The 20,711-nt window shown below is 73.7% G+C and carries 16 protein-coding genes; 10 read left to right on the top strand and 6 right to left on the bottom strand.

All coding sequences use genetic code 11. The annotated features are described in order from the left end of the window. Positions 1 to 35: 35 nt before the first annotated feature. A complete protein-coding gene (locus KV205_RS30405; protein WP_265867968.1) occupies positions 36 to 1,205 on the top strand; it encodes an aminopeptidase P family protein in 1,170 nt (389 codons plus the stop codon). 23 nt (positions 1,206 to 1,228) lie between these two features. On the opposite strand, the gene treZ is transcribed toward KV205_RS30405, so the two are convergent. Further along, positions 1,229 to 2,980 (bottom strand): malto-oligosyltrehalose trehalohydrolase, encoded by a 1,752-nt coding sequence (gene treZ, locus KV205_RS30400; protein ID WP_265867967.1) that lies wholly within the window; start codon positions 2,978 to 2,980, stop codon positions 1,229 to 1,231. A 66-nt stretch (positions 2,981 to 3,046) separates the two neighbouring features. Next, the gene (locus KV205_RS30395; RefSeq protein WP_265867966.1) at positions 3,047 to 4,021 is read right to left on the bottom strand and encodes a GNAT family N-acetyltransferase; all 975 of its coding nucleotides are present in this window, start codon (positions 4,019 to 4,021) and stop codon (positions 3,047 to 3,049) included. Positions 4,022 to 4,204: 183 nt separating this feature from the next. On the opposite strand from KV205_RS30395, the gene KV205_RS30390 reads away from it, so the two are divergent. From KV205_RS30390 to KV205_RS30380, 3 genes are all read left to right on the top strand, one after another. Next, on the top strand, positions 4,205 to 4,762 hold the full coding sequence (locus KV205_RS30390) for a DUF1707 and FHA domain-containing protein (RefSeq protein WP_265867965.1): 558 nt from the start codon (positions 4,205 to 4,207) through the stop codon (positions 4,760 to 4,762). Positions 4,763 to 4,918: 156 nt separating this feature from the next. Further along, entirely contained in the window at positions 4,919 to 5,944 is a 1,026-nt protein-coding gene (locus KV205_RS30385; RefSeq protein WP_374214745.1) for a cytochrome P450, read from the top strand. A 179-nt stretch (positions 5,945 to 6,123) separates the two neighbouring features. Continuing rightward, complete coding sequence (locus tag KV205_RS30380; RefSeq protein WP_374214744.1) at positions 6,124 to 6,591, top strand: nitroreductase family protein; 468 nt, start codon at positions 6,124 to 6,126, stop codon at positions 6,589 to 6,591. Positions 6,592 to 6,629: 38 nt separating this feature from the next. On the opposite strand, the gene KV205_RS30375 is transcribed toward KV205_RS30380, so the two are convergent. Beyond that, complete coding sequence (locus tag KV205_RS30375; RefSeq protein WP_265867963.1) at positions 6,630 to 7,076, bottom strand: SsgA family sporulation/cell division regulator; 447 nt, start codon at positions 7,074 to 7,076, stop codon at positions 6,630 to 6,632. Positions 7,077 to 7,195: 119 nt separating this feature from the next. Here KV205_RS30375 and KV205_RS30370 point away from each other — a divergent pair, with 119 nt between their 5' ends. Next, complete coding sequence (locus tag KV205_RS30370; RefSeq protein WP_265867962.1) at positions 7,196 to 9,385, top strand: hypothetical protein; 2,190 nt, start codon at positions 7,196 to 7,198, stop codon at positions 9,383 to 9,385. Positions 9,386 to 9,512: 127 nt separating this feature from the next. Here the strand turns inward: KV205_RS30370 and treY are convergent, their stop codons facing one another. After that, complete coding sequence (treY, locus tag KV205_RS30365; protein WP_265867961.1) at positions 9,513 to 11,867, bottom strand: malto-oligosyltrehalose synthase; 2,355 nt, start codon at positions 11,865 to 11,867, stop codon at positions 9,513 to 9,515. A 90-nt stretch (positions 11,868 to 11,957) separates the two neighbouring features. Here treY and KV205_RS30360 point away from each other — a divergent pair, with 90 nt between their 5' ends. Continuing rightward, positions 11,958 to 13,214: an MFS transporter gene (locus KV205_RS30360; RefSeq protein ID WP_265868007.1), complete on the top strand. Its 1,257-nt coding sequence runs from the start codon at positions 11,958 to 11,960 to the stop codon at positions 13,212 to 13,214. On the opposite strand, the gene glgX is transcribed toward KV205_RS30360, so the two are convergent. Continuing rightward, a complete protein-coding gene (gene glgX / locus KV205_RS30355; protein WP_265867960.1) occupies positions 13,183 to 15,303 on the bottom strand; it encodes a glycogen debranching protein GlgX in 2,121 nt (706 codons plus the stop codon). The genes KV205_RS30360 and glgX overlap by 32 nt on opposite strands. Before the next feature lie 210 nt (positions 15,304 to 15,513). On the opposite strand from glgX, the gene KV205_RS30350 reads away from it, so the two are divergent. The 4 genes from KV205_RS30350 to KV205_RS30335 all read left to right on the top strand — a co-directional run bounded on the left by KV205_RS30350 (position 15,514) and on the right by KV205_RS30335 (position 19,821). Continuing rightward, entirely contained in the window at positions 15,514 to 16,305 is a 792-nt protein-coding gene (locus KV205_RS30350; protein WP_265868005.1) for a Tat pathway signal sequence domain protein, read from the top strand. A 79-nt stretch (positions 16,306 to 16,384) separates the two neighbouring features. Continuing rightward, complete coding sequence (locus KV205_RS30345; RefSeq protein ID WP_265867958.1) at positions 16,385 to 17,680, top strand: copper amine oxidase; 1,296 nt, start codon at positions 16,385 to 16,387, stop codon at positions 17,678 to 17,680. 88 nt (positions 17,681 to 17,768) lie between these two features. After that, complete coding sequence (locus tag KV205_RS30340) at positions 17,769 to 19,022, top strand: SAV2148 family HEPN domain-containing protein (protein ID WP_265867957.1); 1,254 nt, start codon at positions 17,769 to 17,771, stop codon at positions 19,020 to 19,022. Between the two features lie 76 nt (positions 19,023 to 19,098). Next, positions 19,099 to 19,821 (top strand): exonuclease domain-containing protein, encoded by a 723-nt coding sequence (locus KV205_RS30335; protein ID WP_265867956.1) that lies wholly within the window; start codon positions 19,099 to 19,101, stop codon positions 19,819 to 19,821. A 7-nt stretch (positions 19,822 to 19,828) separates the two neighbouring features. Here KV205_RS30335 and KV205_RS30330 read toward each other — a convergent pair whose 3' ends face one another. Beyond that, on the bottom strand, positions 19,829 to 20,653 hold the full coding sequence (locus KV205_RS30330; protein WP_265867955.1) for an alpha/beta fold hydrolase: 825 nt from the start codon (positions 20,651 to 20,653) through the stop codon (positions 19,829 to 19,831). Positions 20,654 to 20,711 lie beyond the last annotated feature (58 nt).

The raw sequence follows: 20,711 nt of genomic DNA, 5'->3' as shown, positions 1-20,711 counted from the left end.
CTGTACGTCGGGGTACGTCGAGGAGGAGAACACCCATGCCCGAGAGCACCGCATCCGCGTCCGAATCCGCGTCCGACGGCGGCACCGCCCCCGCACCCTTCACCGCCGACGACTACCGGGCCCGGATGGCCCGGGCCGCCGAGTCCGCCGCCGCGGCGGGGCTCGCCGGGGTGCTGGTCGCGCCCGGGCCCGATCTGGTCTATCTGACCGGGTACCAGCCCACCGCGATCACCGAGCGGCTCACCGTGCTCGTCATCGCCCCCGGCCAGGACCCGGTGCTCGTGGTGCCCACCCTGGAGGCGCCGGACGCCGAGAAGGCCGCGGGCGCCGCCGCGCTGTCCCTGCGGGACTGGACCGACGGCAAGGACCCGTACGCCGTCACCGCGCCGCTGCTCGACGCAAGCGGCCGCTTCGGCGTGAGCGACAACGCCTGGGCCATGCACCTGCTCGGCCTCCAACAGGCCCTGCCCGGCACCTCGTACGTCTCCCTCACCGAGGCCCTGCCGATGCTCCGCGCCGTGAAGGACGCCCACGAACTGGCCCGGGTCGAGGCCGCCGGGGCCGCCGCCGACCGGGCGTACGGCGAGATCCTCAAGGTGCGCTTCGCCGGCCGCAAGGAGACCGACGTCGCCGCCGACCTCGCCGCGCTCCTCATGCGCTTCGGCCACTCCCAGGTCGACTTCACCGTCGTCGGCTCCGGCCCCAACGGCGCCAACCCCCACCACGAGGCCGGCGACCGCACCATCGAGCCCGGCGACATGGTCGTCCTCGACTTCGGCGGCCTCAAACACGGCTACGGCTCCGACACCACCCGCACCGTCCACGTCGGCGCCCCCACCGACGAGGAACGCCGCGTCCACGACCTCGTCCGCGAGGCCCAGCAGGCCGGCTTCGAGGCCGTACGGACCGGAGCGGCCTGCCAGGACGTGGACCGCGCCGCCCGCAAGGTCATCACCGACGCCGGCTACGGCGAGTACTTCATCCACCGCACCGGCCACGGCATCGGGGTCACCACCCACGAACCCCCCTACATGATCGAGGGCGAGGAACGCCCCATCGTCCCCGGCATGTGCTTCTCCATCGAGCCCGGCGTCTACCTCCCGGGCCGCTTCGGCGTCCGCATCGAGGACATCGTCACGCTGACGGAGGACGGCACGGGCCGCCGCTTCAACAACACCCCGCACGAGATGGCGATCGTGGAGTGAGCTCCGCCTTGTAAGGGCGGAGCTCAGCCGTCCGTCAGGACGACCGCCGACTCCGCCGGCAGGGTCAGGAGGCCGTCACGGCCGGGGGCGTCGGTGGGGTCCCAGGTGGCGAGGACGCGGTCGCGGCCGTTGGAGCCGAGGGCGATCGAGGCGGGGGCCTTGCCGAGGTTGACGGCGACGCGGATGTCGCCGCGGCGGAAGACGAGCCAGCGGGCCTCCTCGTCGTAGGCGACCTTGACGCCCGCCAGGTCCGGGTCGGTGAGGTCGGGGAGGGTGCGGCGGAGGGCGATGAGTTCGCGGTGCCAGGCGAGGAGGCGTTTGTGGGGGTCGCGGTCGCGTTCGGCGCGGTCGAGGACCGAGCGGTCCCGGGTGGCCGGTTCCTGGGGGTCGGGGACGTCCTCCTCGGCCCAGCCGTGGGCGGCGAACTCGCGGCGCCGGCCGCGCCGTACGGCCTCCGCGAGCTCCGGGTCGGTGTGGTCGGTGAAGTACATCCAGGGGGTCGTGGCCCCCCACTCCTCGCCCATGAAGAGCATCGGCACCGACGGGCCGGTCAGGACGAGGGCCGCCGCGCAGGCGAGCAGGCCGGGGGAGCAGGTGGCCGAGAGGCGGTCGCCGGTGGCGCGGTTGCCGATCTGGTCGTGGGTCTGGGCGTAGCCGAGGAAGCGGTGCGCGGGGGTGCGTTCGCGGTCGACCGGGCGCCCGTGGTGGCGGCCGCGGAAGGACGACCAGGTGCCGTCGTGGAAGAAGACCCGGGTGAGGGTCTTGGCGAGCGCGGCCATCGGGGCCCGCGCGAAGTCCGCGTAGTAGCCCTGGGACTCGCCGGTCAGCGCCGTGTGCAGGGCGTGGTGGAAGTCGTCGTTCCACTGCGCGTGGACGCCGAGCCCGCCGACCGTGCGGGGCGTGGTGGTGCGCGGGTCGGCGAGGTCGGACTCGGCGATCAGGAAGTGCTGCCGGCCCTGCTCCCTGGCCAGTTCGTCGACGGCCGCCGACAGCTCCTCCAGGAAGGTCAGCGCCCGGGTGTCGGCCAGCGCGTGCACCGCGTCGAGCCGGAGCCCGTCGATCCGGTAGTCCCGCAGCCAGGCGAGGGCGCTGCCCAGGAAGTACGCGCGGACCTCGTCCGAGCCCGGCGCGTCCAGGTTCACCGCCGCGCCCCACGGCGTGTGGTGGGTCTCGGTGAAGTACGGCCCGAAGGACGGCAGATGGTTGCCGTCCGGGCCCAGGTGGTTGTGCACCACGTCCAGGATCACGCCGAGCCCGAGCCCGTGCGCCGCGTCCACGAACCGCTTCAGCGCCGCCGGCCCGCCGTACGGCTCGTGCACCGCCCACGGCGCCACCCCGTCGTACCCCCAGCCGCGCACCCCCGGGAACGGGCACAGCGGCATCAGCTCCACATGGGTGACGCCGAGCCCCGCGAGCTCCCCGAGCCGGCCGGCCGCCGCGTCGAGGGTGCCCTCGGGGGTGTACGTGCCGATGTGCAGCTCGTACACGACGCCGCTGCGCAGCCGAAGCCTTGGGGTCTCGTGCCGCCAGGCGTACGTGTCGTGGTCGACGACCGCCGTGAGCCCGTCCGGGCCGTCCGGGAGGCGGCGGGAACGCGGGTCGGGGACCACGGGCCCGGCGTCGAGGGCGTAGCCGTAGCGGTCGCCGTCGGCGGCCGGGAAGACGCCGCTCCACCAGCCGGCCCGCTCGGCGTCCCGCTCCAGCGGATGCCGGACGCCGTTCAGCTCCAGCGTCACCCGGTCACGGGCGTGCGGCGCCCACACCTCGAACAGCACGCGAAGGTCCCCTCGTCGACTGGTCGACCGTCGAGTGATCAACGGTTACGGGGACCATCCTGGCAGTCAGGAGCCCGCCGCGCCCGGCGCGTCCCACACGAAGTTGATCGAGCGCTCGAAGTTCACGTAACCGGCCCGCGCGAAGGACTTCGCCATCGGCACGTTCCCGACGTCGGTCGCCGCCCGGATGTTCGGCACGTCCTCGGCGGCGAGCACCCGGGTGCCCTCGGCGAGGATCTCGTCGACGTGGCCGCGGCCGCGGTGGGCGGGCAGCACGCCGATGTACGCGATGATCGGGTGGTAGTTGTTGCGCGCGGGCACGACGAAGCCGACCGGCTCGCCGGTCTCCGGCAGCTCGGCGATCCGCCACCAGTCGCGGGGCGTGGTGTAGTGCGCCAGCTCCTCGTCGTAGTGCAGCTCGGCGGCCTCGCGCGGGGAGAGCCCGGTGGCGAGGTCCGCCTGGCCGTGGGCGTCGAGGGTGCCCTCCATGACCGGCGTCATCAGCGCGAGCAGGTCCTCGCGGTCCCGTACGGGGCGGAAGGCGAGCCGCCCGGCGGGCGCGGGCACGGCGGTCCCGGCCCGCCACTCCAGGCGCAGCCGCTCCACGAGCGGGCGGGCGCCGGACGCCTCCAGGACGCCGAAGAGACGTTCCAGCCGTGTACGGGTCGCGTCGTCCTCGCGCCAGTCCGCCGGCATGAACCGGCCGTACTCGGGGCGGGGCGCGCCCGCCGGGACGACGGCGGCGGTCGCCGTCTCCAGGAGCCGCAGACCGATGTCCGCGGCGTCCTCGGCGGACAGCTCCGGGTCCAGGTCGAAGAAGTCGAGCGCCTGCGGGGCGGCGCCGGGCCGCCCGGTCCACCAGCCGATCCGGCCGACGAGCCGGTCGCCGCGCAGCGCCACCCACAGCCACTCGGGGAGGCGGCGGCCGGTGGCGAGGTCGTCGGGGAGTTCGTGGTCGAGGACGTAGTCGAGGCGGTCGAACAGGTCGAGCTCCTGCGGTCCGGCGAGCGGACGGATGACGAGCGCAGGGTCAAGCTGCATATAAGGGTTCTCCCAGATGGTGTGAGGTGATCCGATCGGCGGGCGACCGGTGTGCGGCCGGCGTGCGATCGGCGGCCGACCGTAGCAACGATCGGGCGGCGCGGCACGTGAGTTATCGCCCCGCCCGAGGGCCGCCGACGGCCCTTCTGGACACCCCGGTGCCTCGCGTCGGACAATCACGATGTGACGACCCCTTACGAGCTGCCGGCCGGACCGCCGGACGCCCCTCGGCTGACCGACGCCGAGCGGGAACGCGCGCTCGCGGTGCTCCGCGAGGGTGCGGCACAGGGACGTCTGTCGCACGACACGTTCCTCTTCCGGATGGAGCGGGCGCTCGTCGCCCGCCGCTCCGACGAACTCGCCCTGCTGACGGCGGACCTGGCCACCGAGTCGACCTGGACCCGCCGGGTGGTGGGCGCCGTCGGCAAGATGTCCGCCTTCACGGCCCGCCTCGGCCGCGCCTGGCACACCGAGCGCCTCCCGAAGCTCCTGCTGCCCGTGCCCGGCCCGTATCCGCTGCGCATCGGCCGCGACCCGGTGAACGGCCTCCGGCTCAGCCACGAGACGGTCTCCCGGCTCCACGCGGAGCTCTCCTCCCAGGCCGGCACCTGGATCCTGCGCGACCTCGGCTCGACGAACGGCACGACGGTCAACGGGCGGCGGGTCACCGGCGCGGTGGTGGTGCGGGCGGGGGACGCGGTGGGGTTCGGGCAGATGTCGTTCCGGCTGTCGCTGAACTGACCGGGCACGGCACCGAGCGCCTCCGCCCGACTCATGCCGAATCCCGAAATTCCCTGATTCCACCCGTTCGGCGGTGTACGTGCTGCAATGTCACTCGATCGGTGGTGTGCTGAGGGGACCGCACCAGGCGGGCCGGCCGACCACCGAGGGGGTCAGATGAGCCACGAGCCGCACCGGAGGCAGGGTGGGTGGCGCGAGCACTGGGCCGTGCTGCCCCCGATGGCGCCCGCCGGTTCGCCGGCCGCCGCAGCGGCGGCGGACCGCCCGCGCCGGGTCGCGCCGAGCCCCCTGGAGCCGGGGGCCGGACGGGATCCGTACCGGACGTACCGGGTGCTGCGCGAGGAGTTCCCGCTCACCCACGATCCGCTGCTGCGGGCCTGGGTGCTCAGCCGGTACGCGGACGTGGCCGGGGCGCTCACCGACCCGCGGTTCACCCACGGGCACCGGCCCGGCGACCCGCCGTGCGCCGAGACGCACACGGACGTCGACGAGGGCGAACTGCGGGCCGTCGCCGAACGCACCGCCTTCGTGCTCGCCCGCCGGATCGCCGACCGGCCGCGGGCCGATCTGGTGGCGGACTTCTGCCACTGGCTGCCCGCCGGGACCGTGGCCGCCGCGGTGGGGGTGCCGTACCGCGACATGATGCGGCTCGTGCGCGGCCGGGCCGCGTCCGCGCTCGCCGGGCAGTGCACCGGGCAGATCGCCGTACGGGAGAAGGCCCTTGCCGGGTTCCTCGCGGACGTGCTCAGCGACGCCGACCGCGTCGAGGCGCTGCGCGACGCGCCCGCCGGGCTCGTCGCCCGCGCCTGGACCGAGTCGCTGCGGCGCGAGCCGCCGGTGCAGATCATGATGCGCCGCACCCGCGGCGAGATCACGGTCAGCGGCGGCACCCTCCCGGCCGGCGCCCCGGTCGCCCTGCTCCTCGGCGCCGCGGGCCGCGACCCCGAACGCTTCCGCGACCCGGACCGCTTCGACCTGTTCCGCGACGACCCCGGCCAGCTCACCTACGGTCCCGGGCCGTGCCCCGCCGTCACCCTCGCCGCCCTGGAGGCCGAATACGCCCTCCGCGCCCTCTTCCAGGCCATGCCCCGGCTCCGCCTCGCCGACGGCTTCCGCCGCCCCGAACGCACCGGAGTCATCACCCGCGCCCCGCGTACCCTGATCGTCCGCCCGGGCGGCTAGCGCCTCCGGCGGGAAGCCCCCGCCCGGGCCCCGGCGGAATACGCCGCCCCGGCCGCCGGTTGCAGCCGGACATGCGACGTGATCAAGGCGGGTCGGAAGCGGCCGTGCAGACCGGCGGGGGCATACACCCGCTCCTGGCGGGGCGGTTCAGTCCCTCGCGGTTCGATCCGGAGGCCGTCGTGGACGATGGCGCGCTCGGGCTGCTCCTGGAGGCCGCGCGGTGGACGCCGTCCGCGGGGAACTCGCAGCCGTGGGGGTTCTTCGTGAGCCGACGCGGGGAGCCGGCGCACGGTCGGCTGGTGCGGCATCTGGCGGCGAGTTCGGCGCGGTGGGCGACGGACGCGGGGCTGCTCGTCGTCACCTCGGCGCGCCGCTACGTGGACGACACGCCGCTGCTGTACTCCGAGTTCGCGGACTACGACCTCGGTCAGGCCGTCGCCCATATGACGCTGCAGGCCGAGGCGTTGGGGCTGGCCTCGCACCAGTTCCGGGCCTTCGACCTGGAGGGGCTCACCGAGGAGCTGCGCCCGCTGCCGGGGTGGGAGATCATCTCCATGATCGCTCTGGGCAGGGCGGCCGAGGAGCCGCCGGAGGGCCGGGACCGGCGCAGCGCCGCCGACCTCCTCTCCGCGCCCTGGTCGCCGTAGCCGTAGCCGTGGTCCTAGCCGTGGTCCGAGCCGTGGCGTCAGGACCCCGCGCCCAGATTCCGTGCCTCCGCCGCCCAGTCGACATGGTCCGGCTCCGTGCCCGGCGGGACCGCCTCGAAGGTGGTGGCCAGCCAGGTGCGGAGCTCGCGGCGGTCGACGTCCACGAGGACCGGGGGACCGATGCCGCCGAGGCGGATCCGGAGCCGGCCGCCGCGGCCGCCGAGCCGGACCGGCCAGAGCCGGACGTCGCCGACGCCGCACGAGGTGCGGACGCCAGTGCGGAGCAGTTCGCGGGAGAGGGTCCAGTCGGTCGCCCGGCCGAGATGCGCGAACGACACCCGGACCGCCCAGGGGTCGCCCGGATCGTAGGAGAAGGTGACGTCGATCGGGATCTCCAGATCCGCGTGCACCTGCCGCCGGCCGCGCGTCCGCCAGGGTTCCACGAGGGCCGCCGCCCGGTCGTCGGGTCGCCGTGCTTCGGACATGTCGCTCTCCTCCGCTTCTTCACCTGTTCCCGACAGTCGCCTTACCGCTGGCGGCGCGCCCATGCCTCCCGTACGAAATCCGTGTGCGCCCGCCCGCCCCGCCCTGGAACCATGCCCGCATGGTCCACACCTTCGAACGCCTGGTCGTACGGCACACCCTCCGCGTCCCCGTCCCCTCCGGGACCGGCCAAGGGGGCGCCGCCGCCCGGCAGTTCGACATCGCGCTGATGTCCGTCGGATTCAAGCTGTCGGGCGAGCTGTTCACCGCCCTGTCCGGGTGCGAGGAGAAGACGGTCGTCGCCCTCGCCGCCCGCACCCTGGACACCGTCCGGGAACTCGTCGGGGACCACGTCCGGCACAACCCGTACTTCCTCCGCTTCCCGGCCGGCGTCCCCGACACCGCCGCCTTCTGGGCCGAGTGCCTGGTCAAGGCGCTCGGCGACGAGACGGCACGGCCCCTGGTGCTCGGACAGCTCAGCACCGGGACGCTCGACCTGCTGACCCTGCCCACCTACGGGCGGTACCAGCACGCGTACGAGGAACTGCTCGCCGCCCACGGCGAACTGGTCGCGGCGGCCGGCGACCGGGTCACGCTGCTGCACCCCGGCGGCACCCTCCCCGACGAGGCGAGCGCGCTCTACCTCGCCCTCGCCGGCAGCCGCACCCCGCTCGGCGAGGAGCACCTCGCCGACCTGGCCGTGCTCGCCGGGAACCAGGCGCACGGGCCGCAGCCCGAGAAGATCCCGGTCCGGGAGGTCCGGGCCGTGGTCAACCGGGCCCGTCTGAAGGCCGGGGCGGCCCTGCTCGTCGACACCGTCACCGATGTGCTGCGGCTCGCCTGCGCCCTGTCGGACGGCGACGTCGGGCTGCGCGAGCCCACCCGGTTCCGTGCGCCGTCCCGCCCGTACCGCCGCGCGATGCTCGCCGCCCTCGACGCGGTCGTCGCCGCGCAGCCCGCCAAGCTCGCCGACGTCCCCCGGCACCGCGAGGCGTGGAAGCGGCTCGGGGAGCGGCTGCACCCGCACGAGTACCCGCAGTGGCCGCACGCGGCCGAGGTGTTCGCCGTCGCGCGCGGCGAGCGCAAGGCGCCCTCGCTCGCCGGCCGGGCCGAGGCGCTGCTCGCCGACGGCGACGTCGCCGGCGCCGCCGACCTGCTCGCGACCACCGCGCCCGGCGCGCTGTTCCGCGCGCTCGACCGGCTCGTCCGCACCGCGCAGGAAGGCCCGGAACTCGACGCGGTCCTCTCCGCCGCCGAGCGCGCCGCGGCCCGGGTGTCAGGGCGTGTCGTGCTGTCCCTGCGCGAGCACGTGCAGAACCGCGCGGGGGAGGGCCGGACCGGAAAGGGCGACCCGCGCCGGGTGTTCGTGAACCGGTCCGGTGGCGCCTGGGTCACCGAGGACAACCGCGGGCCGCTGCCCGAGGCCGTACGGGACCGGCTCACCGCGCTGCTCGACGCCGAGACCCGGCGCCGGCTCACGGCCCCCGAGCGGCTCCTCGTCGACCCCGAAGTCCTGTCCGTGGCACTGCCGTTGAGCGGCCGGGCCGCCGCGGCCGGCCTCGGCACGCTGCCGCGCGGCTCCGTGTCGCGGATCGAGGGCGAGTTGCTGCGCTTCTTCACGTACTGGAAGCAGACCCAGGCCATCACCGACCACGATCTGTCCGCGCTGGTCCTGGACGCCGGCTACGACGCCGTCACCTGGCTCTCGTACACCGCCCTCACCTCCGTCGAAGGCACCCACTCCGGCGATGTCACCAACGCGCCCGACGGCGCCTCGGAGTTCATCGACCTGCGGCTCGGCGCGGTGCGCGGCGACTTCATCGTCCCGCAGGTGCACGTCTACAGCGGCGAGGGCTTCGACCGTGTCGAGGAGTCGTTCTTCGGCTTCATGCTGCGCGAGGCCGACCAGGGCGGCCGGCCCTTCGAACCGCGCACCGTGCGCATGAAGTCGGACCTGCGCGGCCCCGGCCGGATCGCCCTGCCGCTCGCCTTCCAGCGCGACGCCGAGGGCGGCTGGCACGCCCGCTGGCTGCACCTCTACCTCAAGGGCGAGCCGCACGGGAACCGGGTCGAGGAGAACAAGGTGACCTTCGCCGTCCTCGTCCGCGGCCTGGTCGAGCGGACCCCGCTCACCGTCCGGCACCTCACCGACCTGATGACGGCGGCGGGTGCCCGCACCGAACTGTGGGACGGCCGCACCCCGGCGCCCGAGGAGCCGGTCACCTACATCGGTCTGGAGCGTCCCGAGGGGCTCGCCCCGGGCTCACGGGTGATCACGCCGGAAAATCTGCGCGACCTGATCCCGGCCTGAGTGTTAAGTTCTTTCCAAGGCGAGGCCATGAAGGGGCTTCCTTCTCACTCGAATCCATATCGACGCAGTAGTCCCTTCGCTTTCCTCGCCCCTCTTCTTTTCTACGGGGCTCTTCCACGGGGCCTTTCTACGGGCGCACCAGCAGCGCCACCGGCCGCGCCTCGAACAGCTCCGCCAGCTTCACCGGGGTCTGCGCGCCGCCGCTGAACTCCCGTACGCCGTCGAGGACATCGAGCCACCGGCCGTCCGGCAGCGCGAGCGCCGTGTCCTGCCAGCCGCCCGCCTCCGCGAGGCGGAGCGACAGCCTCGTCACCGCCGTCAGGACCCGGTCCGCGCGGGTGAAGGCCAGACAGTGCGGGGCCGTCGGCCCCGCCGCCGGCAGCGCCGTGTAGTGGCCGGCCGGGCCGAAGTACTCGGGGTGGGTGCGGCGCAGGCCGAGGGCCGCCCGGACAAGGGCCGTCTTGTCGTCGTCCGGGCCCGGCGCGTACGGCGCCCGGTTGTCCGGGTCGACGAGCGCCCGGTACTCCCGCTCGGTGTTCTGGTAGAGCTCGGGCACGCCCGGCATGGTCAGCTGCACCAGTGCCGCGCCCAGGACCTGGGCGCGGATGTGGGGTTCGAGCCCGAAGGCCGCCTCGGAGGCGGTACGGAGCGGGATCCGGCCCGGGCCGGCCGCCACGAAATCGGTCACCGCCCGCTCGTACGCCGGATCCGGCTCCGTCCAGCTGGTGTGCAGGCCCGCCTCGCGCACCGACTTGAGGACGGCGGGCCCGAGCCGCGCCGCGTCGGGGGCGCCGAGGCCGAAGGCGGTCTGCCAGGCCGTCCACGCCAGGTGCGGATCGGGCGCGGGCACCCCGGCGACCTCCTCCAGGAGCTCCGCCCAGCGCTGCGGGCACTGCGACAGGACCGCGATCCCCGCCCGTACGTCCGCGCTGCGCTTGGTGTCATGGGTGGTGAGCACCGTGCCGGTGCCCGGCCAGTCGCGGGCGAGCCGGGCGCAGAAGGCGTGGAACTCGTCGGGGGTGACCGCCGGGCGGCCCGGGTCGCCGCCCACCTCGTTCGCCGAGAGCAGCGGGGTGTAGCGGTAGAAGGCGGTGTCCTCCACGGACTTGGCACGCAGCGCGGACGAGGTCTGCGCGAACCGGGCCCGGAACGCCCGGTGTTCGGGCCCGTCGCCGTGGGCGGTGCCGAGCGCGAGGTCGCGCACCACGTCCACCGCCGTCGCCTCCTCCGGCACCGCGAACGCCGCCTTGGCGCCGCGCGCCGCCTCCGGGGTGAGGACGTGCTCGCCGCCGGTGCGGTAGGTGCGGTACACCGGGACGCGGACGAGGAGTTCGCGGATCGCGGTGTGCAGCGCCCACGGCGCGTGGTCGCGCAGCGCGGGGTCGGCGGCGCAGATCCGGTCGGCGAGCCGGGTCAGGGCTGCGGTCTCCGAGGCCAGTTCATGGGTGACGACCTTGTACGCGGCACGGCGCGCGGTCGCCGCCCAGTAGCCGCCCCGGTCCCCGGCCCGACCGGCGAACTCCCGGTACACGTCGGCGAGTTCGTCGGCGCCCACCGGATCGGTGAAGAGCCCGTCCACATACCGCAGGGCGTCGTAGCCGGTGGTGCCGGCCACCGGCCAGGAGGCGGGCAGCGGTTCGGTGCCGGTGAGGATCTTCTCCACCACCGTCCAGCAGCGTCCGCCGGTCGCCTCGGCGAGCCGTTCCAGATAGCCCTCCGGGTCGGCGAGCCCGTCCGGGTGGTCGATCCGCAGCCCGTCGACGACGCCGTCCGCGACCAGCTCCAGGACCTTGGCATGGGTCGCGGCGAACACCTCCGGGTCCTCGACCCGCACCCCGATCAGATCCGAAATGGTGAAGAAGCGGCGGTAGTTGAGCTCGGTGCGGGCGAGCCGCCACCAGGCGAGCCGGTACCACTGGGCGTCGAGCAGCTCGTCGAGCGGCAGCTCCTCGGTGCCCGCCCGCAGCGGGAACTCCTGTCCGTCGAGCGTGAGCACCCCGTCGGCCACCCGCAGCCGGTCGCGCACCTCGGACAGCCGGGCCGGAAGCACCGGCAACAGCATCCGGCCGTCGCCCGCCGCCCAGTCGATGTCGAACCAGCGCGCGTACGGCGACTCCGGGCCCTCCCGCAGCACCTCCCGCAGCGCGTGGTTGTGCCGGGGCGAGGCCGCCATGTGGTTGGGCACCAGATCGAGGACCAGGCCCAGGCCGTGCGCGCGGGCCGTCGCCGCGAGCGCCCGCAGCCCCTCCTCGCCGCCCAGCTCGCCCCGTACCCGGCCCGGATCGGTCACGTCGTACCCATGGGTGGAACCGGGCACCGCCTCCAGGACCGGCGACAGATGCAGATGCGAGACCCCGAGCGCGGCGAGCCGTGGCACGGCCGCCTCGGCGGCGGCGAACGGGAACTCCGGCTGCAACTGGATCCGGTAGGTCGCGGTGGGCAGCGCCCGTTCCAGGGCTGAGGGCAGCGAGAAGGACGTCATGCGAACGTACGTACCCCGCGCGGAGGGTTCCGTGTCATCGCCCCATGCGTCCGTTCGGGTGAGCCGCGTTACGTTCGCGTGATGCTCCGGATGTATCGCGACACCCTCCGTCTGCTCGGTCCGGTCCTGCCCGCCGTCTCCTTCCTGGGCCGGCTGCCGACCGCCATGTGTCAGCTCGGCAGCCTCCTCCTGGTCGCCGAGACCAGCGGCTCGCTCGCCACCGCCGGCCTGGTCGGCGGGGCGCTCGCGGCCGGCCAGACCGTCGCCGGGCCGCTGATCGGACGGCTCGCCGACCGGCACGGGCAGCGGCCCGTCGTCCTCGCCGCCGCCCTCGCCAACGCCGCCGCCGTCACCGCCCTGGTGCTCGCCGCCCTCGGCCACGCCGCCACGGGCCTGCTGATGCCGCTGGGCGCGCTCGCCGGCGCCACCGTCCCGCAGATCGGCCCGCTGGCCAGGAGTCGCTCGGTGACCCTGGCCCGCCGGGCCGGGGCCGACGACCGGACGGTGGCGACCGTGCTCTCCTTCGAGGGCACCCTCGACGAGGTGTCCTTCGTCCTCGGCCCGGCTCTGGTCGGTCTCGCCGCCACCGTCGCCCACCCGGCCGCCGCCCTGCTGACCGCCGCCGCGCTCCTCGCCGGCTGCGGCACCGCCTTCGCCCTCCACCCGAGCGCCGCCACCCTCGCCCCGGGGGCCGGCTCCGGCGCCACCCGAACGAGTGCCGCCGAACGGACGCGCCTCCCGGCCTCCGCGCTCCCCGCGTCCACGTACGCGCTGCGCGGCGCGATGGTCCTCCAGGGCGCCATGTTCGGGGCCTCGCAGGCCGGGATCACCGCCCTCACCGAACGGCTCGGCGTGCCCGACCAGGCCGGGCTCGTCTACGCGGCGATGGGGGTCACCAGCGCCGCCGCCGGCTTCGCCATGGCCGCCGCGCCCGCCCGGATCGGACTGCACACCCGCTGGCGCGCGGCCACCGCCGCGCTCGTCGTGCTCGCCGTACCGCTCGTCCTCGTCGACACCCTGGGATGGCTGTACGCGGCGGTCGTCGTCCTCGGCGTCGCCTACGCCCCGCACCTGATCACCGTGTTCGGGCTGACCGAGCGCACCGCGCCGCCGGCCCGGCTCGCCGAGTGCATGGCCTTCCTCACCAGCGGGGTGGTCGGCGGCCAGGCCGTGGCGCTCGCCCTGTCCGGCCGGCTGGCCGAGACGCACGGCGCCCCGGCCGCCTTCGGAGTGGCGGCCGGGGCGGCCGTGGGGTGCGCGGTGCTGTCCTGGACGGTGCGCGCCCGCCGGACCGAGGAGCCCGCGCCGGACGGGCTCAGGCCGGGCGCCGCAGCACCGTCAGCGTGAGCGGGGCGAGGGTCACCCGCTCGCCGGCGGCCATCCGCGGGCCCTCCTGCGGCGGCATGCCCTCCGGGTGGGAGGTGTCCACGACCACCTTCCAGCACTCGCCGTGGCTGTCCGGCACCTCGAACTCCAGCTCCTGCGACGAGGCGTTGAACATCAGCAGGAAGGAGTCGTCGGAGATCCGCTCGCCCTGCGGCCCCGGCTCGGAGATCGCGTTGCCGTTGAGGAAGACGGTGAGCGCCTGCGCGTGCGCGGCCTGCCAGTCCCGGGCCGTCATCTCCTCGCCCTCCGGCGTGAACCAGGCGATGTCGGTGAGCTCGTCGTGGGTGCCCTCCACCGGCCGCCCGTGGAAGAAGCGGCGGCGCCGGAACACCGGGTGCTCGCGGCGCAGCCGCACCATCGCCCGGGTGAACTCCAGGAGCGTGGACTCCGGTTCGGTGCCCGGCTTGGGCCAGCGCACCCAGGAGACCTCGCTGTCCTGGCAGTACGCGTTGTTGTTGCCGCCCTGGGTGCGCCCGAACTCGTCGCCGTGGGCGAGCATCGGCACGCCCTGCGACAGCATCAGGGTGGCCAGGAAGTTGCGCATCTGGCGCTGGCGCAGCTCGCGGATGCCGATGTCGTCGGTGTCGCCCTCGGCGCCGCAGTTCCAGGACCGGTTGTGGCTCTCGCCGTCCCGATTGCCCTCCCCGTTGGCCTCGTTGTGCTTCTCGTTGTACGAGACGAGGTCGCGCAGCGTGAAACCGTCGTGGCAGGTCACGAAGTTGACCGAGGCGAGCGGGCGGCGCCCGTCGTCCTGGTAGAGGTCGGAGGAGCCGGTCAGCCGGGAGGCGAACTCGGCGAGGGTGCGCGGCTCGCCGCGCCACAGATCGCGCACGCAGTCCCGGTACTTGCCGTTCCACTCGGCCCACTGCGGCGGGAAGTTGCCCACCTGGTAGCCGCCCTCGCCCAGGTCCCACGGCTCGGCGATCAGCTTCACCTGGCTGACCACCGGGTCCTGCTGCACCAGGTCGAAGAACGAGGACAGCCGGTCCACCTCGTGGAACTGGCGGGCCAGGGTGGCCGCCAGATCGAAGCGGAAGCCGTCCACATGCATCTCGGTGACCCAGTAGCGCAGACTGTCCATGATCATCTGCAGCACGTGCGGGGACCGCATGAGCAGCGAGTTCCCGGTGCCGGTGGTGTCCGTGTAGTAGCGCGGGTCGTCGCCGAGCCGGTAGTACGAGGGGTTGTCCAGGCCCCGGAACGAGAGCGTCGGGCCCAGGTGGTTGCCCTCGGCGGTGTGGTTGTAGACCACGTCGAGGATCACCTCGATGCCGGCCTGGTGCAGGGCCCGCACCGCCGACTTGAACTCCAGGACCTGCTGGCCCCGGTCGCCCCACGAGGCGTAGGCGTTGTGCGGGGCGAAGAAGCCGATGGTGTTGTAGCCCCAGTAGTTCGACAGGCCCGCGTCGGCGAGCCGGTGGTCGTTCACGAACTGGTGCACTGGCATCAACTCAAGGGCCGTGACGCCCAGTTCCTTGAGGTGGTTGATGACCGCCGGGTGCGCGAGCCCCGCGTACGTCCCGCGCAGCTCCTCCGGCAGCTCCGGGTGGAGCATGGTCAGGCCCTTCACATGGGCCTCGTAGATCACCGTGTGGTGGTACTCGGTGCGCGGCCGCCGGTCGTCGCCCCAGTCGAAGTACGGGTTGACGACCACGGACGTCATCGTGTGCGGGGCGGAGTCCAGGTCGTTGCGCGCGTCGGGCCGCCCGAAGGGGTACCCGTACACCGCCTCGTGCCACTCCACCGCGCCCGCGACCGCCCGCGCGTACGGATCGAGGAGCAGCTTCGCGGGGTTGCAGCGGAGCCCGCGCTCCGGCGCGTACGGCCCGTGCACCCGGAAGCCGTAGCGCTGTCCGGGCATCACGCCCGGCAGATAGGCGTGCCGCACGAAGGCGTCGGTCTCGCGCAGCTCCACGGACGTCTCGCCGCCGTCGTCGTCGAGCAGACACAGCTCGATGCGGTGCGCGGCCTCCGAGAAGACCGCGAAATTGGTACCGGCGCCGTCATAGGTGGCGCCCAGGGGATACGCCTGTCCCGGCCAGACCTGCATAGACGAACTCTTCCACTTCTGTCCGGGGGCAAGAGGGGTCCAACTCGGCCAGATCCTGCCCGAAAGAGGCGCAACCTCCTAGGACTTCGGCCCGTCCTAACGGGTGACCACACCGCGAATCGGGGGATATGCGGAAGACTTGTGCAAGTGGGGGGAAGAGTGTACGAGATAGTGCGCCGCCACCTGGGGAAGGTGGTGGCCGGCGCCGCGATGGCGGTGACCGGCACCGCGGTCGCCGTGGCCGTCACCCTGCCGGGGAGCGCGGGAGCCGACGAGGCACCGCGCGGCACGGCCGCCGCCACGGGCCCGACCGCCGCCGGCGGCCCGGGCACGCCGGGGGAACCGGCCGCCGACGGCCCGGCACCCGGGCCCGCCGCGCTCGCCGCGGCACCGCCCGAGGGGGCGAAGGGAGTGGGCACCGACCCGCTCACCGACGACGAGCTGAAGCGGGCCGAGGCCCTGGCGCTGACCCCGCCGGCCGCCTCCGCCCAGCGGGATGCCCAGCGTGACGCGGGTGGCGGCCGGGGGCCGCAGCGCCTCGGCACCGAGCTGGCCGACCCGCGGCCCGGCGAGGAGACCGGCGGACCGCGTCGCGCCGTGGTCCGCCTCTACGACTACGGCCGCGACGAGCTCGTCACGAAGACCGTGAACCTCGACACCGGGAAGGTGGAGGCCTCCGGCGCGCAGCGCGGCGTCCAGCCCTCCGCCCACCCCGAGGAACTGAAGGCCGCGCTGCGGCTCATCCTCGACAGCCCGCTCGGCAAGGGCGTCAAGGACGACTACAAGGACGCCACCGGCAAGGAGCTCACCGGGCCGGACCAGCTGTGGTTCAACGGCGACGTCTACCGCACCTACCGGGAGAAGGACGTGCCGCCGCAGCTCGGGAAGTGCGGCGAACACCGCTGCGTCCGGCTCGTCACCAAGGTGCTGAACGGCGCCTGGATCGACACCCGCGGCCTGATCGTCGACCTCAGCGCCCGCACCGTCACCCGCGTCGGCTGACCACCGGCCCGGACCGGGTCGGCCGACCACCGGCCCGGCATCACGTCACCGCATGACCGTACCGAGGGAGTACGTCCGCATGTCCTCTTCGCGACTCCGGCACGCCCGCACCACGGGCGCCGTTCTCGCCGCCGGCGCCCTGCTCGGCGCCGCCACCGCCACCCCGGCGAGCGCGGCCCCGGCCGCGCCCGCCCCGCCGCCGGCGGCCGACTGCTCCGCCGCGTACCGCGTCGAGCAGAAGCTCGACGGCGGCACCGTCTGGCGCATGTGCTGGCGCTATTCGACCGACTCCGGCCTGATCCTGGACAAGGTCACCTACCAGCCGCCCGGCGAGCGCGCCCCGATCCGCGTCCTCAACAGCGCCAAGCTCGCCCAGATCCACGTCCCGTACGACGACGGCAACGCCGAGTACGACGACCTCACCGGCGCCGGCTTCGGCTGGGGCCTGCAGGGCCTCAAGCCCGGCGAGTGCCCCGGCGGCACCATCACCTCGATCAAGGTGCCCGACGTCGGCAAGGTCAACGGCCTGTGCACCACCACCCGGGCCCGCGGCCACGCCTACCGGATGGCCGCCGACAGCCCCGGGAAGGTGTGGCAGGCGCAGGGCAAGGACCTGCTCGTCTACACCGTCAACAAGGTCGGCTGGTACGAGTACATCAGCGAGTGGCGGTTCTCCTCCGACGGAATGATCTCGGCCAACGTCGGCGCCACCGGCAGCCTCTCGCCGGTCGACTACAACGCCACCGACGGGCGCGGCTGGCCGATCGGCAAGGGCGCCCGCGACTACGCCACCAGCCACGCCCACAACGTCTTCTGGAAGCTCGACTTCGGCCTCGACGGCAACGCCAAGGGCCGCGTCGAGCAGTTCGACTCCAAGGTCACCCCGCCCGCCCGCGACGGCAGCCCGACCGTGAAGACCACCCGCACCGTCGTCACCAAGGAGCTCGCCGGCGACGCGAAGAACATGCGCTGGTGGCGGGTGGTGAGCCAGAACGGCAAGAACAAGGACGGTCACGCCCGCTCGTACGAGATCGTGCCGGGCCACACCAACACCTACGCGGGCCGCCCGTTCACGAAGCACGACGTCTACTTCACCCAGGCGCGCGCCTGCGAGCAGTTCGCCAGCAACAACATCCTGGACTGTGGCCGGAACGCGCCCACCAGCGTGGACAAATGGGTCAATGGGGAGACTCTCACCAATCCGGCGGTCTGGGTCAACATCGGGTTCCACCACATCGCCCGGGACGAGGACCAGCAGCCGATGCCGGTCCACTGGCAGGGATTCCAGCTCGCGCCCAGGGACGTAACCGCTATGAATCCGCTCACTCCGGCCGATCTCGCCGGTCAGAACGGCGCCCCGAATCTGGGCAGTTGAGCAACAGGCCCGGCGATCCTGCTGCACCGCCTTCCGCTTCCGGAGTACCCTTCCTTGATCGTTGTCGGGAGCAGAAGGCGGTGCGCGGGTGAGCTCGGGAGGTCTGGAGCTGCCCCCAGGCGAGGCGGGTCACGACGGGGGACCGGCCGACCCCGGCGAGGTGCCGCCCGGCGCGGTCTCCGTCGCCCGGCCGGTGGAGATCGGCGCCGAGCTGGAGTGGGGCGCGGAGGCGTGGAGCGAGGTGCGCACCCGGGCCCAGCGGGCCGGCCGCGCCTACATCTGGCTGAATCTCGTCGAACAGCGGCTGCGGGCCGTGGTCGCGGCCGTCCTCCGTCCGGTGTACGAGCCGGTGCACGGCGAGGAGTGGGTGGTGGCCGCGGCCGGGCCGGCCGGCCAGGAGTGGGTCCAGCGGGCGGTCGCCGTCCGCGAGGTGTCCCGCCGCAAGGGCTATCTGCTCGACCCGGCCGACGACAACGTGCTGAGCTTCCTCACCCTCCCGCAGCTGCGCGAGCTGATGGTGCAGCACTGGCCCTGCTTCGAGCCGTACTTCGACGACCGGCGCGAGGTCGAACTCGCCCTGGACGAGCTGGAGGTGACGCGCAACGTCGTCTCCCGCAACCGGGCCCTGTCGCTGACCGTGCTCGCCCAGTCCGAACGGGCCTCCGCCCGGCTCCTGGAGATCCTGGGGAGCGGGGCGGGGGTGCCCTCGGCGGACCGGCTGCCGGTCGACGCCGTCGAGGACCTGGTCGGCGACCGCTACGCGGACGTGGTGTCCGTGCACCCCGACCGGGTGCGGCTGCAGCGGCAGCTGCCCGCCGAGGACCTGTTCGGCGGGGCCCGCCGGCTCGACGCCACCGGCATAGGCCTGAACCTCCTCGTGCAGAACTTCTCCGGTCGGCGGATGGTCCACCTCGCCGAGTCCGGCTGCCGCATACGGCTGCTCTTCCTCAACCCGGCGAGCAGCGCCGTGAAGCGGCGCGAGCGCGAGCTCGGCCTGAAGAAGGGCGAGCTGAGCCGCTCGGTCGAGATGAACATCCTGCACATGCGCCGGGTGCGCTCCAAGCTGCGCGACCCCGGCGCCTTCCAGATCCACGTCTTCGACGAGACCCCGCGCTTCACCGCCTACCTGGTCGACGGGGACGGTCCCGACGGGGTCGCGGTCGTCCAGTCGTATCTGCGCAAGGCGCGCGGCATGGAGGCCCCGGTCTTCGTGCTGCGCGGCGGCGGGCGGACCGTCGTCCGGGCCGGGCAGGGCCCCGACACCGGCGCCGAACACGGACTTTTCTCGACATACCGGGAGGAATTCGAGTCGGTGTGGCTCGACTCCCGACCGGTCTCCTGACGTCTGGCGGCCGCGTTGTCAGTGGCGCGTGCGAAGGTTCTCACCACCACGGGGGAGATCACGTAAGGAGGACCCGATGGCTTGGTACGGGGAAGAGCTGGCCGGCTTCGACCTGGAGACGACCGGTACGGAACCGCTGGAGGCCCGCATCGTCACGGCCTCGGTCGTCGGCGTCCACGGGGGCGAGGTGGTGCGCCGGCAGGACTGGCTCGCCGACCCCGGCATCCGCATCCCGGCGCAGGCGTCCGCGATCCACGGCATCAGCAACGAGCGCGCGGCGGCCGAGGGCCGCCCGGTGCGTGAGGTCGCCGACGAGATCGCCGACACCCTGACCGACTACTGGCGGCGCGGCGTCCCGGTCGTCGCCTACAACGCGTCCTTCGACCTGACCCTGCTCTCGGCCGAGCTGCGCCGGCACGGACTGCCCTCGCTCGACGAGCGGCTCGGCGGCCGGGGCATGGGGCCGGTCCTCGACCCGTACACCATCGACCGCGCCGTCGACCGCTACCGGCGCGGCAAGCGCACCCTGGAAGCGGTCTGCGGGGAGTACGGGGTGGAGCTCACCGCCGCCCACCAGGCCGCCGCCGACGCGCTCGCCGCGGTCCGGGTGGCCATCGCGATAGCCGAGCGGCACGCCTCGGTCGCCGCCCTCGACCCGGCCCGGCTCCACGAGCGCCAGATCGTCTGGTACCGGGAGTGGGCCGAGGACTTCCAGGCCTTCCTCAGGCGGAAGGGCGACCCGGAGGCGGTGGTGAACCCGGTGTGGCCGCTGCGGGAGCCGGCGCCGGTGGCGGGTTAGGCCGGGATCAGCCGTTCTCCTTGAGGAAGGAGAGCAGCAGTTCGTTCACCTTCTCCGGCTGGTCGAGCTGGAGCCAGTGGCCCGCGTCCTCGATCCGCTCGTAGCGCCAGGAGCCGGCGACGTGCTCGGCGGAGTCCGTCATCGACCGCTCGGTGAGGAAGCGGTCACCGGTGGACCACACGCCCAGGACGGGGACCTGCTCCGGGAGGGGTGACAGCGGGAGTTCCGGGGCGAACTGCACCTCGGCCGGCAGGCCCGAGCGGTAGATGTTCAGCGCGGCCGTCAGGCCGCCGGGCTCGCGAAGGGGCTCCAGCACGGCCTCCGCGTCCGGGTGTTCGGCGAGCATCTCGCGGAGGTTCGCGTAGTCGTCGTGGGCCAGCCAGGTCTCGGCGACGTCCGCGAGCTGGAAGAGGAGCATGTACCAGGAGCGCTGCTTCTGCTCCCAGCCCGCGCCGCGGACGGCCCCGATGTGGCCCACCGACAGGATCGTCAGGCTCGCCACCCGCTCCGGCGCGACCTGGGCGAGGGCCTGGGCGATGCCCGAGCCCCAGTCGTGGCCGACCAGGTGGAAGCGGTCGACGTCGAGCCGGGCGAGCAGTTCGAGGACGTCGCCCACGTGCTTCGCCGGGTGGTACGCCTCCGGGCCGCCCTCCGGCCGGTCCGAGCCGCCGAAGCCGCGCAGGGTGGGCGCGATCGTCCGGAACCCGGCCGCGTTCAGGGCCGGGATCTGATGGCGCCACAGGTGGTGCGAGTCGGGGAAGCCGTGCAGGAGCAGGACGGCCGGTCCCTCGCCGCTCACCTCGACGTCGAGCGTGACGTCCGACAGTTCCATGCGCATTCCAACACCCCGTTCGTTACTGGTCGGTTCGACAGGGCCCATGATGTCAGAA

The organism is Streptomyces sp. SKN60 (genome assembly GCF_026236535.1).
In the GTDB taxonomy this organism is placed as follows: domain Bacteria; phylum Actinomycetota; class Actinomycetes; order Streptomycetales; family Streptomycetaceae; genus Streptomyces.
Note: the sequence above shows the minus strand (reverse complement) of the source record. Positions and strands in the feature narration are given on the sequence as shown.

Coding starts and splice junctions, on each gene's coding strand:
- KV205_RS30395 (WP_265867966.1), bottom strand. CDS start 4,021: ATGCAGCTTGACCCTGCGCTCGTCATCCGTCCGCTCGCCGGACCGCAG.
- KV205_RS30330 (WP_265867955.1), bottom strand. CDS start 20,653: ATGGAACTGTCGGACGTCACGCTCGACGTCGAGGTGAGCGGCGAGGGA.
- KV205_RS30370 (WP_265867962.1), top strand. CDS start 7,196: ATGGTCCACACCTTCGAACGCCTGGTCGTACGGCACACCCTCCGCGTC.
- KV205_RS30385 (WP_374214745.1), top strand. CDS start 4,919: ATGAGCCACGAGCCGCACCGGAGGCAGGGTGGGTGGCGCGAGCACTGG.
- KV205_RS30360 (WP_265868007.1), top strand. CDS start 11,958: ATGTATCGCGACACCCTCCGTCTGCTCGGTCCGGTCCTGCCCGCCGTC.
- KV205_RS30335 (WP_265867956.1), top strand. CDS start 19,099: ATGGCTTGGTACGGGGAAGAGCTGGCCGGCTTCGACCTGGAGACGACC.
- glgX (WP_265867960.1), bottom strand. CDS start 15,303: ATGCAGGTCTGGCCGGGACAGGCGTATCCCCTGGGCGCCACCTATGAC.
- KV205_RS30405 (WP_265867968.1), top strand. CDS start 36: ATGCCCGAGAGCACCGCATCCGCGTCCGAATCCGCGTCCGACGGCGGC.
- KV205_RS30345 (WP_265867958.1), top strand. CDS start 16,385: ATGTCCTCTTCGCGACTCCGGCACGCCCGCACCACGGGCGCCGTTCTC.
- treY (WP_265867961.1), bottom strand. CDS start 11,867: ATGACGTCCTTCTCGCTGCCCTCAGCCCTGGAACGGGCGCTGCCCACC.
- KV205_RS30350 (WP_265868005.1), top strand. CDS start 15,514: ATGGCGGTGACCGGCACCGCGGTCGCCGTGGCCGTCACCCTGCCGGGG.
- KV205_RS30375 (WP_265867963.1), bottom strand. CDS start 7,076: ATGTCCGAAGCACGGCGACCCGACGACCGGGCGGCGGCCCTCGTGGAA.